11 protein-coding genes are annotated in these 13,281 nt (G+C 66.4%); 10 read left to right on the top strand and 1 reads right to left on the bottom strand.

The features are described from left to right. Positions 1 to 89 precede the first annotated feature (89 nt). The 7 genes from ppc to DXK93_RS13220 all read left to right on the top strand — a co-directional run bounded on the left by ppc (position 90) and on the right by DXK93_RS13220 (position 10,641). Positions 90 to 2,939 carry a phosphoenolpyruvate carboxylase gene (gene ppc / locus DXK93_RS13250; protein ID WP_119450273.1) on the top strand — a complete coding sequence of 950 codons (2,850 nt, stop codon included), beginning with the start codon at positions 90 to 92 and terminating at the stop codon, positions 2,937 to 2,939. Between the two features lie 96 nt (positions 2,940 to 3,035). Continuing rightward, positions 3,036 to 3,557: a sigma-70 family RNA polymerase sigma factor gene (locus DXK93_RS13245; RefSeq protein WP_054459437.1), complete on the top strand. Its 522-nt coding sequence runs from the start codon at positions 3,036 to 3,038 to the stop codon at positions 3,555 to 3,557. A gap of 6 nt (positions 3,558 to 3,563) precedes the next feature. Then, positions 3,564 to 4,565: a FecR domain-containing protein gene (locus DXK93_RS13240; protein ID WP_119450272.1), complete on the top strand. Its 1,002-nt coding sequence runs from the start codon at positions 3,564 to 3,566 to the stop codon at positions 4,563 to 4,565. Positions 4,566 to 4,685: 120 nt separating this feature from the next. Next, positions 4,686 to 7,145 carry a TonB-dependent siderophore receptor gene (locus DXK93_RS13235; protein WP_119450271.1) on the top strand — a complete coding sequence of 820 codons (2,460 nt, stop codon included), beginning with the start codon at positions 4,686 to 4,688 and terminating at the stop codon, positions 7,143 to 7,145. A gap of 279 nt (positions 7,146 to 7,424) precedes the next feature. After that, positions 7,425 to 8,360 (top strand): 3-hydroxyacyl-CoA dehydrogenase family protein, encoded by a 936-nt coding sequence (locus tag DXK93_RS13230; protein WP_119450270.1) that lies wholly within the window; start codon positions 7,425 to 7,427, stop codon positions 8,358 to 8,360. A 180-nt stretch (positions 8,361 to 8,540) separates the two neighbouring features. Next, positions 8,541 to 9,881, top strand: a complete 1,341-nt coding sequence (locus DXK93_RS13225) for a short-chain fatty acid transporter (protein WP_054459429.1) — start codon at positions 8,541 to 8,543, stop codon at positions 9,879 to 9,881. Between the two features lie 31 nt (positions 9,882 to 9,912). Further along, positions 9,913 to 10,641, top strand: coding sequence for an SDR family NAD(P)-dependent oxidoreductase (locus DXK93_RS13220; RefSeq protein WP_054459427.1), 729 nt, complete (start codon positions 9,913 to 9,915; stop codon positions 10,639 to 10,641). Positions 10,642 to 10,688: 47 nt separating this feature from the next. On the opposite strand, the gene DXK93_RS13215 is transcribed toward DXK93_RS13220, so the two are convergent. After that, complete coding sequence (locus DXK93_RS13215; protein ID WP_054459426.1) at positions 10,689 to 11,471, bottom strand: IclR family transcriptional regulator; 783 nt, start codon at positions 11,469 to 11,471, stop codon at positions 10,689 to 10,691. A 145-nt stretch (positions 11,472 to 11,616) separates the two neighbouring features. Between DXK93_RS13215 and DXK93_RS13210 the strand changes: the two genes are divergently transcribed. The 3 genes from DXK93_RS13210 to catC are packed head-to-tail and all read left to right on the top strand — an operon-like array spanning position 11,617 to position 13,275. After that, on the top strand, positions 11,617 to 12,306 hold the full coding sequence (locus DXK93_RS13210; protein ID WP_013396544.1) for a 3-oxoacid CoA-transferase subunit A: 690 nt from the start codon (positions 11,617 to 11,619) through the stop codon (positions 12,304 to 12,306). Beyond that, a complete protein-coding gene (locus DXK93_RS13205) occupies positions 12,303 to 12,947 on the top strand; it encodes a 3-oxoacid CoA-transferase subunit B (RefSeq protein WP_119450269.1) in 645 nt (214 codons plus the stop codon). Before DXK93_RS13210 ends, DXK93_RS13205 begins: the two co-directional genes overlap by 4 nt. A gap of 52 nt (positions 12,948 to 12,999) precedes the next feature. After that, entirely contained in the window at positions 13,000 to 13,275 is a 276-nt protein-coding gene (gene catC, locus DXK93_RS13200; protein ID WP_043546701.1) for a muconolactone Delta-isomerase, read from the top strand. Positions 13,276 to 13,281 lie beyond the last annotated feature (6 nt).

Raw genomic sequence — 13,281 nt, 5'->3', positions numbered from 1 at the left:
CTTCCAGATTCTCTTTCCCGGTTTACCTGCAACGCCTCTTCTTTCCTACTCCTTCCCCTCTCTCAGCAGCCTCGACGGATCCCCGCCAGATGAATGCCATGCGCCCGCAGTCCGATTCAGCAGAACCCTTGCGTCACGATATCCGGCTATTAGGCCGATTACTGGGCACCGTCATCGAGGAATGTGAGGGCAAACGCGTCTTCGACACCATCGAAACCCTGCGCCGCACGGCCGTGAAGTTCCGCCGCGAAGGCAACGACGCCGACGGCAAATTGCTGGAGCAGCGCGTCAAGCGCCTGCAAGGCAGCGACCCCAACTCGGTGGCGCGCGCCTTCAGCTACTTCCTGCACCTTTCCAATATCGCCGAAGACCGCGACCAGAATCGCCGCCAGCGCGCCCGCGCCATCGCCAGCGGCGCGCCCGAGCGCGGCAGCCTGCGCGACGCGGTGCAGACCCTGGGCCGCCAGGGCGTGGGCGTAGCCCGCATCCGCCGGCTGCTGGCCGAAGCCTGCGTCATGCCGGTGCTGACCGCGCACCCCACCGAAGTGCAGCGCAAGAGCACGCTGGACGTGCACCGCGAGATCGCCGGCGCGCTGACGCAGCGCGAAGGCACGCTCACGCCGGAAGAGCTGGCCGACCTGGACGCCTCCCTCCTCGGTCGCGTCGCCACACTGTGGCAGACCCGCATGCTGCGCTACACGCGCCTCACGGTGGCCGACGAAATCGAGAACGCGCTGTCGTACTACCGCAGCACCTTCCTGCAAGTCATTCCGCGCGTGTACGGCGACCTGTCCAAGCTGCTGAGCCGCGAATCCGCCAAGCCCTTCGCCGCTCCGCCCGCGCCGCTGGAGCCCTTCCTGCGCATGGGCAGCTGGATCGGCGGCGACCGCGACGGCAACCCCAACGTGGATGCCAGCACCCTGGAACGCGCGCTGCTGCGCCAGGCCACCGTGCTGTTCGAACACTATCTGCAAGAGGTCCATGCGCTGGGCGCGGAGCTGTCCGTCACCACCTTGCTGATTGGCGTGGATGCCGAACTGCTGGCCCTGGCCGATGCCAGCGGCGACGATTCGCCCCACCGCCGCGATGAGCCCTATCGCCGCGCGCTGGTCGGCGTGTACGCCCGCCTGGCCGCCACCGCGCAGCGCCTGACGGGCCAGGACCTGGCGCGGCGCAGCACCGTCGCGGCAGCCCCCTACGAAGGTCCGCAAGAGCTGTCCGCCGATCTGGCCGTGATCGCCGCGTCGCTGGCCGCCCACCATGGCTCGCCCATCGCCAAGCTGCGCCTGGCCGGCTTGCAGCAGGCCGTGGAAGTATTCGGCTTTCATCTGGCCACGGTGGACCTGCGCCAGAGTTCCGACGTGCACGAGCGCGCGCTGGCCGAGCTGTTCACCCTCGCCGGCACGCAACGCGACGGCAAGCCGCTGGACTACCTGGCGCTCACCGAAGAGCAACGCGTCGAACTGCTGCGCGCCGAACTGGCGCAGGCCCGTCCGCTGGCCTCGCCCTGGATCGCCTATAGCGAAGACACCACGCGCGAACTGGCGGTGCTGCGCGCCGCCGCCGCCGGCCGCGCGCGCTACGGCAAGCAGGCCGTGCGCCAGACCATCGTGTCGCACACCGAAACGCTGAGCGACCTGCTGGAAGTCATGGTGCTGCAAAAGGAAGCCGGCCTCATCGCCCCGGCGGGCCAGGAGATCCAGCCCGAGGACGGCCTGATGGTCGTGCCGCTGTTCGAGACCATTCCCGACTTGCAGCGCGGCGCCGAGATCATGGCTGCCTGGCTGGACCTGCCCGAAATCCGCCAGCGCGTGAAGCTGGCGCAGAACGGCGCGCAGGAAGTCATGCTGGGCTATTCGGACAGCAACAAGGACGGCGGCTTCCTCACGTCCAACTGGTCGCTCTACCAGGCCGAGCGCGCGCTGGTCGACGTGTTCTCGGCCCGCAACGTGCGGCTGCGCCTGTTCCATGGCCGTGGCGGTTCGGTAGGCCGCGGCGGCGGCTCCAGCTTCGACGCCATCCTGGCACAGCCCCCGGGCACCGTGGCCGGCCAGATCCGCCTGACCGAACAGGGCGAAGTCATCCAGAGCAAGTACAAGGACGCCGAGGTCGGCCGCTGGCACCTGGAACTGCTGGTCGCGGCCACGCTGGAATCCAGCCTCGCGCCGCGCGCCGAAGCCACCAGCGCGGAAGACGCGCACATGGCCCAGCACGGCCCGGCCATGTCCTTCATGTCCGAAACCGCGCAGCGCACCTACCGCGGCCTGGTCTACGACACCCCGCGCTTTGCCGATTACTTCTTCGCTGCCACGCCCATCAGCGAAATCGCAGGCCTGAACATCGGCTCGCGTCCCGCCTCGCGCAAGAAAGGCCAGCGCATCGAAGACCTGCGCGCCATCCCCTGGGGCTTTTCCTGGGCGCAATGCCGCCTGATGCTGACCGGCTGGTACGGCATGGGGTCGGCCATCGAGGCCTATCTGGAAACCGGCGCCCCCAACGCGCCCCGCTCGCGCCGCGGCCGCCTGGCCCAGCTGCGCGAAATGGCGCGCGACTGGCCCGCCTTCCGCACGCTACTGTCCAACATGGAAATGGTGCTGGCCAAGTCCGACCTGGCGATCGCCGCGCGCTACGCGCAGCTGGTGCCGCAGCGCGGCGTGCGCGAACGCATCTTCGGCGCCATCAGCGCCGAGCACGGCCGCACGCTGGCCATGCTCAAGCTGCTGACCCAGCGCGAACTGCTGGCCGACAACCCCACGCTGCAGGCGTCGTTGCGCGAGCGCTTCGCCTACATCGACCCGCTCAACTACCTGCAGATCGACCTGATCCGCCGCCACCGCGCGGCGCAGAAGCATCCCGAGGCCGAGGTCGACAAGCGCGTGCAGCGCGCCATCCACCTGACGATCAACGGGATTGCGGCGGGGCTGCGCAACTCGGGCTAGCGATTGCTGGTGAAATGGCGCGCGGTATAGAATGAGTCTGATTCTCATCCTTTACCCGCGCCATTTTTGCCGCCTTCGCGCGTTGCAGGGGCCCGCATGTCGACCAACCAATCCGCAGCGCAGCAGGGCATCGAAGGCCTGTATGCCGATCATCACAGCTGGCTGAGAAGCTGGCTGCGTCGAAGGCTGGGCAATGCGTTCGACGCGGCGGATCTGGCGCACGACACCTATCTGCGCATCCTGCACACTGGCCGGCTGCCCGAACCGCACCAGTCGCGCCAGCATCTGGCGCAGGTCGCCCGCGGCCTGGTGATCGACCTCTACCGCCGCCGCCAGATCGAGGCCGCCTATCTCGAAGCCCTCGCCGGTCTGCCGCAGGCGCATGCGCCGTCGGAAGAAGCCCGCGCCATGGCGGTACAAGCCCTGGTCGAGATCGACGCCGTGCTGCAGAGCCTGCCAGCCAAGGCGCGCGAGGCGCTGCTGCTGCGCAAACTGGACGGTTTGAGCTACCGCGACATCGCGTCGCGGCTGGCCGTGTCGGTGTCGTCGGTGGAGAAATACGTGGCTTCCGCGCTGCTGGCCTGCTACCAGGCCCTGCACGCGCCCCCTGGCGGCTGACCGGGCATGTCCGCCACGCCCGGCATTCCGTCAAATCCCCAGGGCTTGAATCGGGCCATCGACCCCGCCATCGTGCAGCGGGCAGCCGAATGGATGGCGCGCTTGTGGTCGGAAGACGTCAACCCCACCGACCAGTCCGACTGCGCCCGCTGGCGCGCGCAACATGCCGACCATGAACTGGCTTGGCAACGGCTGCTGGAATTCGAGGACAAGCTCGGCAGCGTATCGCCGCAGGCCGCCAGCCACGCTCTGCGCAAACGCCCGGCTGGCGTCTCGCGGCGCCGCGCGATCAGCCTGCTGGGGCTGGGCGCAACCATCGTGGGCGTGGGCTACATCCTGCGCGGCACCGACTCCTGGCAAACCGCAACGGCCGACTACCGCAGCGGCACTGGCGAAATCCGGACCATCACCCTGCCGGATGGGTCCAGCGTGACGCTGTCCACCGCGACCGCCATCGACCTCAGGTTCACCGCGGACGAACGCGTGGTGGTGCTGCACGCCGGAGAAATCCTGGTAGCAACCGCGCCAGATCTCGCAGCCATGGCCCGGCCGTTCCGGGTGCGCAGCCGCCACGGCTCCATCCAGGCCCTGGGCACCCGATTCTCGGTCAGGGACGATACCGAAACCTCCCGCGTGGCCGTGTTCGAAGGCGCCGTGGAAATCCGTCCCCTCGGCGCACCGGAACAGGCAGTCCTGCTTCAAGCCGGCCAGGGTTCGCGCTTTTCGTCAGGCGGCGCCGCGGCACCTAGTCCTGCGCAGGAAAGCGCGGCGGCCTGGAGCCGCGGGGTATTGGTGGCCGATGCCATGCGCCTGGACGAATTCCTGGCAGAACTGGCCCGCTACCGGCCAGGCCTGCTGCGCTGCGATCCCGAGGTTGCGGGCCTGCTGGTGAGCGGCGTCTTTTCCGTACGCAACACGGACCGGGCGCTGGACAACCTCACGCGGGCTCTGCCGGTGGCGGTTAGCTACCGGACGCGCTACTGGGTGACAGTGCAGGCAGCGCAATGACGGCCAATCGGCTGTCGCCGTTACAAACTTTTCGAGGCGGCAATTGCGGATTCGGCGTTCTTGCTCGGGATATAGGGTGACCCCCTTTCATCTCCAGCACGAACCGCAAGGCATCACCCAATGTCCCGTCACCCGCAGCCCAGGTCCCATTCCCACGCGCCAGCCACGCCAGCGCTCCGCCCCGCGATTCCCCGCCTGATGCGCCTGGCGCTGTTTCTCAGCGTGGCGTTCTGCGTCATCCCTGGCGCGACCGCCACCGCGCAGGCGCAGAGCGTCGAGACCAGGCGCAGCTACGACATCGCCGGCGGCCCGCTGAGCCAGGTGCTCAATGCCTACGCCAGCGCGGCCGGCGTAGAACTGAGCATGGACGCCGCGCTGCTACATGGAAAGCGCAGCAACGGCCTGTCAGGCAGCTATTCGGTGCGCGAAGGCTTCGGTGAATTGCTGCGCGACCAAGGCCTGCAAGCCCTGCCGGAAAGCAACGGCAGCTACACGCTGCGCCCCGCGCCGGCGTCGCACCACGACGCCACCACTCTCGAAGCCGTGACCGTCACCGCGCAGGCCGCGGAGACCGCCACCGGCCCCCTGCATGGCTACGCGGCCCGGCTCAGCGCGACCGGCACCCGTACCGACACGCCCATCATCGAAACGCCGCAATCGATCTCGGTCGTGGGCGCGGAGGAAATCGACACCCTGAAATCGCAGAGCATTCAAGATGCGCTGGGCTACGTGGCGGGCGTCAGCCGCGCTGAAGGCATGGACCGCACGTCTGACAGCCTGTTCCTGCGGGGCTTCCGCAGCAACCTGGGCAACTACTACCGCGACGGCATGCTGTACACCGTGAACATCTACAACGGGCGGCAGGAGGTGTATGGGCTGGAGCGCATCGAGTTCCTCAAGGGCGCATCCTCCGTCCTCTACGGCTCCGCGTCGCCCGGCGGCATCATCAATACGGTCAGCAAACGCCCCACCGTGGAGCCGCTGCGCGAACTGAACGTTGAAGCGGGCAACTACAGCCGCAAGCAGATCTCCGGCGATTTCGGCGGCGCGCTCGATGAAGATGGCAAGTGGTCGTACCGATTGACCGCCTTGCTGCGCGAGAGCGATACGTTCATCGACCATGTGCCTGACGATCGGACCTACATCGCGCCTGCCATCACGTGGCAGCCAAGCGCCGCCACCTCGCTGACCCTGCTTGCGGAATACCAGAAGGACCACACCGTCTACGTTTATGGCCTGCCGGCGCAAGGCACGGTGCTCCCCAACGTCAACGGCCGGATCCCACGCAATCGTTTTACCGGCGAGCCTGGTTTCGACAAGTTCAACATGGAACGCTATTCGATCGGCTATCTGTTCGAACACGCCTTCAACAGCCAGCTTAAGCTGCGCAACAGTGCACGCTATTTCCATGCGGACAGCACCTATCACTCCACCGACATCTGGCGGCTCGCGCCCGACCAGCGCTGGACCGCCGATCGCGGCGCCATGCCACGCTGGGATCGCTCCTCCGCCCTGATCTCCGATACGTCCTTGCAATACGAGGTGGGCAGCGGCATGGTGCGCCACACGCTGTTGGCGGGCATCGATTACTCGCTGCCCAAACACGAAACCGAACGCTATATCCGCAGCAACAACAACATTGACCTCTACGATCCTGTGTATGGCATGCCGCTAGGCCCCGTCGCGCCGTTCCCCGGGTCCTCCTCCGTCACCGACATGAAGCGCCTGGGCATCTACGTTCAGGACCAGATCAAGATCGCCGACAAATGGGTCGTCCTGCTGGGCGGACGACAGGATTGGGTCACGGTCGACGAGCACAACTTCTTCACCGACGAAAAATATGCGGACGGCGAAAAGAGCAAGGCCTTCACCGGCCGCGCCGGCCTGGTCTACCTGGCCGACAACGGGCTGGCGCCGTTCCTGAGCTATAGCGAATCGTTCGAGCCTACCAGCGGCCAGGACCGCCAGGGCAGCCGCTTCCAGCCCACCACCGGCCAGCAGTACGAAGCCGGGCTGCGCTACCAGCCCGCCGGCTCGGACACCATGCTCTCGGCGGCGGTCTACCAGCTGACCCGCAAGAACATGACCGTGACCGACCCCTTGGACACGTCCTACCAGATACAGGCCGGCGAGGCGCGCACCCGCGGCCTGGAACTGGAGGCGCGCACCCGCATCGGCCGCAATGCCAACCTGATCGCCGCCTACGCCTACACCGACGCGCGCACGCTCAAGGCCAGCCCCTTGCAGCCCGACGAGGAAGGCAAGCGCCTGAGCTCGGTCCCCTACAACCAGTTCTCGCTATGGGGCGACTATGGTTTCGGCGACTTCGGCCTGCCTGGCTTGAGAATCGGCGCTGGCCTGCGCTATGTGGGCAGCACCCGCGGCATGGCGCACGGCATGCCGGTGGAGGTGCCATCCTTCACCTTGTTCGACGCCATGATCAGCTACGCGACGGGGCCATGGAAGTTCGCGCTGAACGCGTCCAACCTGACCGACAAGACCTATATCGGCAGTTGCACCTACGGCTGCTTCTACGGCGAACCGCGCCGGGTGATCGGCACCGCCACCTACCGCTGGTGAGGTCAGGCCGGCCCGCGCTCGCGCCAGAGCGCGGGCCGGCGTCCCCTGCCTGCGCACCGTCCACCAGCCGGACACCCAAAATCCCCCATTTGTCCGCCCCCCGCGACTTTTAGTACTATCTCTTTCAGAAATTCTATATACGCACAAATGTTCGTATATAGAACATAAAGATTTTTCTGGCCAGGCGCACAGGAAGGCACACCCGGAAGAGACAGAAAGCATCCTGGTTCCGCACGTGCCCGCCCGCAAGCCCGGCGTGTCAGCACCGAGCGAACCATCATGGATACTCCCCTCAAGAATCTCGCCATCGTCGGCGCAGGCGCCATGGGCAGCGGCATCGCCGCGCTGTTCGCCTCGAAGGGATTGAACGTCGTCCTGATCGACCCGATGGAAGGCGCGCTGGACCGCGCGCTGCAGACCATAGACCGCCAGTTGAATGTCTATGCCCCGGGCAACGTCCAGGAAGCGATGCAGCGCATTCAAGTCGCACCGGGGCTGGAAGCGGCCTGCAACAGCGACCTGGTGATCGAGGCCGTGCCCGAGAACCTGGAGCTCAAGCGCGGCATCTTCGCCAAGCTCGATTCCCTGTGCCCCGCGCACACCCTCTTCGCCACGAACACCTCCGGCCTGTCCATCAACGCCATCGCCAGCGCGGTAGTGCGGCGCGACCGTTTCGTGGGCACCCATTTCTTTACGCCCGCCGACGTGATTCCGCTGGTGGAAGTGGTGCGCAACGACGGCACCTCCGAGGACACGGTCGCCCGGGTGATGGCCACGCTGCGCTACGCCGGCAAGCGTCCGGTGCTGGTGCGCCAGGACATCCCCGGCTTCATCGCCAACCGCATCCAGCACGCCCTGGCACGCGAGGCCATCTCGCTGCTGGAGAAAGGCGTGGCCAGCGCCGAGGACATCGACGAAGTGGTCAAGTGGAGCCTGGGCATCCGCCTGGCCCTGTCGGGACCGCTGGAACAGCGCGACATGAACGGCATCGACGTGCACTACGCGATCGCCAGCTATCTCTACAAAGACCTGGAAAACCGCACCGAACCTTCCGAACTCCTGAAGAGCAAGGTCGAAAGCGGCCAGATCGGCGCCAAGAGCGGCCAGGGCTTCTACACCTGGAGCCCCGAACGCCGCGAGCGCGTGCTGCGCGAGAAAAGCGCCGCGCTAGGCGAACTGGCTGACTGGCTCAACGGCAAGGCCAGCAGCTCCTGACGGCCGGGCAAGCAAAGCATTCACACCATAAGGCGCGGGGCATCCCGCCACCAGCGCCAGCGGGCCACAAGCCCAACCACACAAAGAAAGCAATCGTCCCCCCCGCCCCCGCCGACACCCGGCGCCGGGCGGCGCAAGACGCGAGAAAACTTAGCCTTATCGGAGTTTGTAGGAGGCACCATGAATAAACTGGCTTCATTCTTTACGGAGCTGATGCGCAAGTATCTGCCCGACCCCTTCGTCTTCGCGATCGCGCTGACCCTGCTCACCGTGCTGCTGGCCATGGGCGTCGAGGGCAAGGGCATCGGCGACATCACGCGCGCCTGGGGCAACGGCTTCTGGAGCCTCCTGGCCTTCACGACCCAGATGGCCGTGATCCTGGCGATGGGCTACGTGCTGGCCACGGCGCCGCTCACCGACCGCATGCTCAACCGCATCGTCAGCCACGTGCACAAGCCGCATACCGCCATCATCGTGGCGACGCTGGTCGGCGGCATCGGCAGCTACCTGAACTGGGGCTTCGGCCTGGTCATCGGCGGCATCGTCGCCAAGAAGCTGGCGCTGAAGGTCAAGGGCGTGCACTACCCCCTGATCATCGCCGCGGCCTACAGCGGCTTCACCATGTACGGCCTGGGCCTGTCGGCCAGCATCCCCGTGCTGGTCGCCACCCCCAATCACCCCACCGCCAAGCAGATGGGCACCATCCCGCTGTCGGAAACCATTTTCTCGGTGCCGATGCTGATCACCAGCCTGGTGATCATCGTGACGCTGCCGCTGCTCAACGCCTGGCTGCACCCCAAGAAGGGCGAGAAGATCGTTGAAGTGGACCCGGCCATCGACCGCGACGCCAACACGTCCAGCGCCGCCGAAGACATGCTGGAAAAAGGCACCATCGCCTCCAAGCTGAACAACAGCCGCATCCTGAGCCTGCTGATCGGCGCGCTGGGCATCGCCTACGTGACCTTCCACTTCATGGACGGCGGTTCGCTGGACCTGAACCTGATCAACTTCATCATCCTGTTCCTGGGCATCATCCTGCTGGGCACGCCGGCCGCCTACGTGGCCAAGCTGACCGAAGGCATCAAGACGATCTCCGGCATCATCCTGCAGTACCCCTTCTACGCCGGCATCATGGCCATCATGGCCGCCTCCGGCCTGGTCACCACGATCTCGCAAGTGTTCGTCGACGTGGCCACGCCCGAGTCGCTGCCGTTCTGGGGCCTGATCAGCTCGTTCGTCATCAACTTCTTTGCGCCTTCGGCCGGCGGCCACTGGGTCATCCAGGGTCCGTTCATGATCGACGCCGCCAAGGAAATCGGCAGCGCGCTGAACCAGACCACCATGGCCGTCATGCTGGGCAACGCCTGGAACGACCTGGTGCAGCCCTTCTGGATCCTGCCCGCGCTGGCGCTGTCCAAGCTCAAGCTGCGCGACGTGATGGGCTATACCGTCATCATGATGCTGTGGGTCGGCGTGATCCACATCACCGCCGTCCTCCTTTGGGGTTATCTGACCCACTGACCGGCGCGCTTACTCTAGGAACGGAACCGATATGAGCAAACCTACTGCGTATCTCGTGACCGGCGGCAGCGCCGGGATCGGGGCTGCGATCATCCGCATGCTGCTGGATGCGGGACACAAGGTCGTCAACATCGACTACAAGCTGCCCGAGAATCCGCCCGCGGGGCTGGTGTCTTATCAGGCCGACCTGACCGACGAAGCGCGCACCAAGGAAGTGGCCCGCGAAGTGACCGCGGCCTACAACATCGTGGGCCTGGTCAACAACGCCGGCGCGACCCGCCCGGGCACGGCCGACACAGCCACGCTCGCGGACCTGGACTACGTGGTCAACCTGCACCTGCGCACCGCGCTGATCCTGGTGCAGGCCGCGCTGCCCGCCATGCGCGAAGCCGGCTTCGGCCGCATCGTGAACATGTCGTCGCGCGCCGCGCTGGGCAAGCCGGACCGCGTGGTCTATTCGGCCACCAAGGCCGGCCTGGTGGGCCTGACCCGCACGCTGGCCATGGAACTGGGCGGCGACGGCATCACCGTCAACGCCATCGGTCCCGGCCCCATCGCCACCGATCTGTTCACCAAGAGCAATCCGGCAGGCGCGCCGCAGACCGAACGCATCATCAACAGCATCGTGGTCAAGCGCCTGGGCACGCCCGAAGACGTGGCGCGCGCCGCGATGTTCTTCCTGTCGCCGGACAACGGCTTCGTCACCGGCCAGATGCTGTACGTCTGCGGCGGCACGACGCTGGGCGTCGCGCCCATCTGAGATCCGCCGTGCGCACGCCAGCCGCCCTCGTCTCTCCCCTGCCCCGCCTAACGGCGAAGCAGGGCGTGGTTGATCTGGTCGGCCGCGCGGCGCAATGGCGGCAGAAACGCCGCCAGCATTTCCTCGCGCGTAAAGCGGTTGGCATGGCCGCTGACGTTCATCGCGGCGATCACGCGGCCGCTGCGGTCCATGATGGGCACGGCCACCGACTGCAGCCCCGGCTCCAGCTCCTGCGCGACGCAGGCGTAGCCGTCGGCGCGCACGCCGGCCAGCACGCGCTTCAACTCCGCGATGTCCGTGACGGTGTGCGGGGTGTAGGACTGGATCTGGCTCAGCGCCAGCACCCGGTCCAGCTCCGGCTCCGTCAGCCCCGCCAGCAACACGCGGCCCATCGAGGTCGCCCAGGCCGGCAGGCGGCTGCCCACGGCCAGGTTGATGGTCATGACCTTGTGCGTGGACAGGCGCAGGATGTAGACGATGTCCGCGCCTTCCAGCACCGAAACGGAACACGACTCCCGCGTCTGCTCGGCCACTTCTTCCATGTACGGCAACGCCAGGTTCCACAGCGGCGTGCCGGACAGGTAGGCGTAGCCCAGCTCCAGGATGCGCGGGGTCAGCGAGAACTTGCGGTCGTCGACGGTGACGTAGCCCAGGTGCTCCAGCGTCAGCAGGATGCGGCGCGCGCCGGCGCGAGTCAGCCCGGTCACGGCCGCGACCTCGGACAAAGTCATCTCGGAACGGTCGGGACCGAAGGCCCGGATCACGGACAAGCCGCGCGCGAAGGACTGCACGTAGCTGTCGCTGGGTTGCTGGGTATCTTGCTCGGCCATCCGTCTACCGCAAAAAGAGTAAATGGGGATGACGCCGCGCCGGCTCGCCTTGACGCCCGGCTCATCCCCATGAAACGATGTTCTTCAGAAGAACGAAAGTTCTAATTAAGAACAAATTATGACACGCCACCTATGAGCAAACATCATGATTTCTAAGCTTGTTGCAAGCGCGGCGGCCGCCCTGGCGGACGTACCCGACGGCGCCACCGTCATGATCGGCGGCTTCGGCACCGCCGGCCAGCCCATGGAACTGATCGACGCCCTGCTGGAGCAGGGCGCGAAGGACCTGGTCATCATCAACAACAACGCCGGCAACGGCACCACCGGCCTGGCCGCCCTGCTGGGCGCCAACCGCGTGCGCAAGATCATCTGCTCGTTCCCGCGCCAGGTGGATTCGCAGATCTTTGACGGCCTGTACCGCAGCGGCAAGATCGAGCTGGAACTGGTGCCCCAGGGCAACCTGGCCGAGCGCATCCGCGCCGCCGGCGCCGGCATCGGCGCGTTCTTCACGCCCACCGGCTACGGCACCCCGCTGGCCGACGGCAAGGAAATCCGCGAGATCAACGGCCGCCAGTACGTGCTGGAGTATCCGCTGCACGCCGACTACGCGCTCATCAAAGCCGAACGCGGCGACCGCTGGGGCAACCTGGTCTACCGCAAGACCGCCCGCAACTTCGGCCCCATCATGGCCAGCGCGGCGCGCGTGGCCGTGGCGCAGGTGCGTGAAGTGGTCGAACTGGGCGAGCTGGACCCGGAAACCGTCGTCACCCCCGGCATCTTCGTGAAACGCGTCGTGCAGATCGCAGCCACCCCGGCCGCCAAGGAGCAGCAATGAGCACCAAACTGACCCGCGACCAGATCGCCGCCCGCGTGGCGCAGGACATTCCTGAAGGCGCCTACGTGAACCTGGGTATCGGCCTGCCCACGCTCGTCGCCAACCATCTGCCGGCGGACCGCGAAGTCATCCTGCACACCGAAAACGGCATGCTCGGCATGGGCCCCGCCCCCGCCAAGGGCGAGGAAGACTACGACCTGATCAACGCCGGCAAGCAGCCCGTGACCGAACTGCCCGGCTGCTCGTTCTTCCATCACGCCGACTCGTTCGCGATGATGCGCGGCGGCCACCTGGACATCTGCGTGCTGGGCGCCTTCCAGGTTTCGCAGCACGGCGACCTGGCCAACTGGCACACCGGCGCGCCCGACGCGATTCCCGCCGTGGGCGGCGCGATGGACCTGGCGATCGGCGCCAAGGACGTGTTCGTGATGATGGAACTGCAGACCCGCGAAGGCCAGAGCAAGCTGGTCGAGGCCTGCACCTATCCGCTGACCGGCGTGCGCTGCGTGTCGCGCGTGTACACCGACGTGGCCGTGTTCGACATCCGCGCCGACGGCGTGACCGTCATCGACATGTTCGGCGACACCAGCGCCGACGAGCTGCTGCGCCTTACCGGCCTGCCGCTGAAGTTTTCCCGCTGAGTTTTGTGCGCGCTCCGGCATCGCCGGAGCGGCTTTACAGGAGAGAGTCATCATGTTGTTCATGGTTCAAATGCAAGTCAATCTTCCCGTCGACATGCCCGCCGACCGCGCCGACAAGCTGAAGGCCGACGAAAAGGCCCTGGCGCAGCAACTGCAGCGCGACGGCAAGTGGAAGAACCTGTGGCGCGTGGCCGGCCGCTACGCCAACGTCAGCATCTTCGACGTCGAAAGCAACGACGAGCTGCACACGCTGCTGTCCTCGCTGCCGCTGTTCCCGTACATGGACATCAACGTCACGGCACTGGCGCGCCACCCCTCGGCAATCTGACCAGGA

This window comes from Achromobacter sp. K91, assembly GCF_003576205.1.
Classification (GTDB): Bacteria; Pseudomonadota; Gammaproteobacteria; order Burkholderiales; family Burkholderiaceae_B; genus Achromobacter; species Achromobacter aegrifaciens.
Note: the sequence above shows the minus strand (reverse complement) of the source record. Positions and strands in the feature narration are given on the sequence as shown.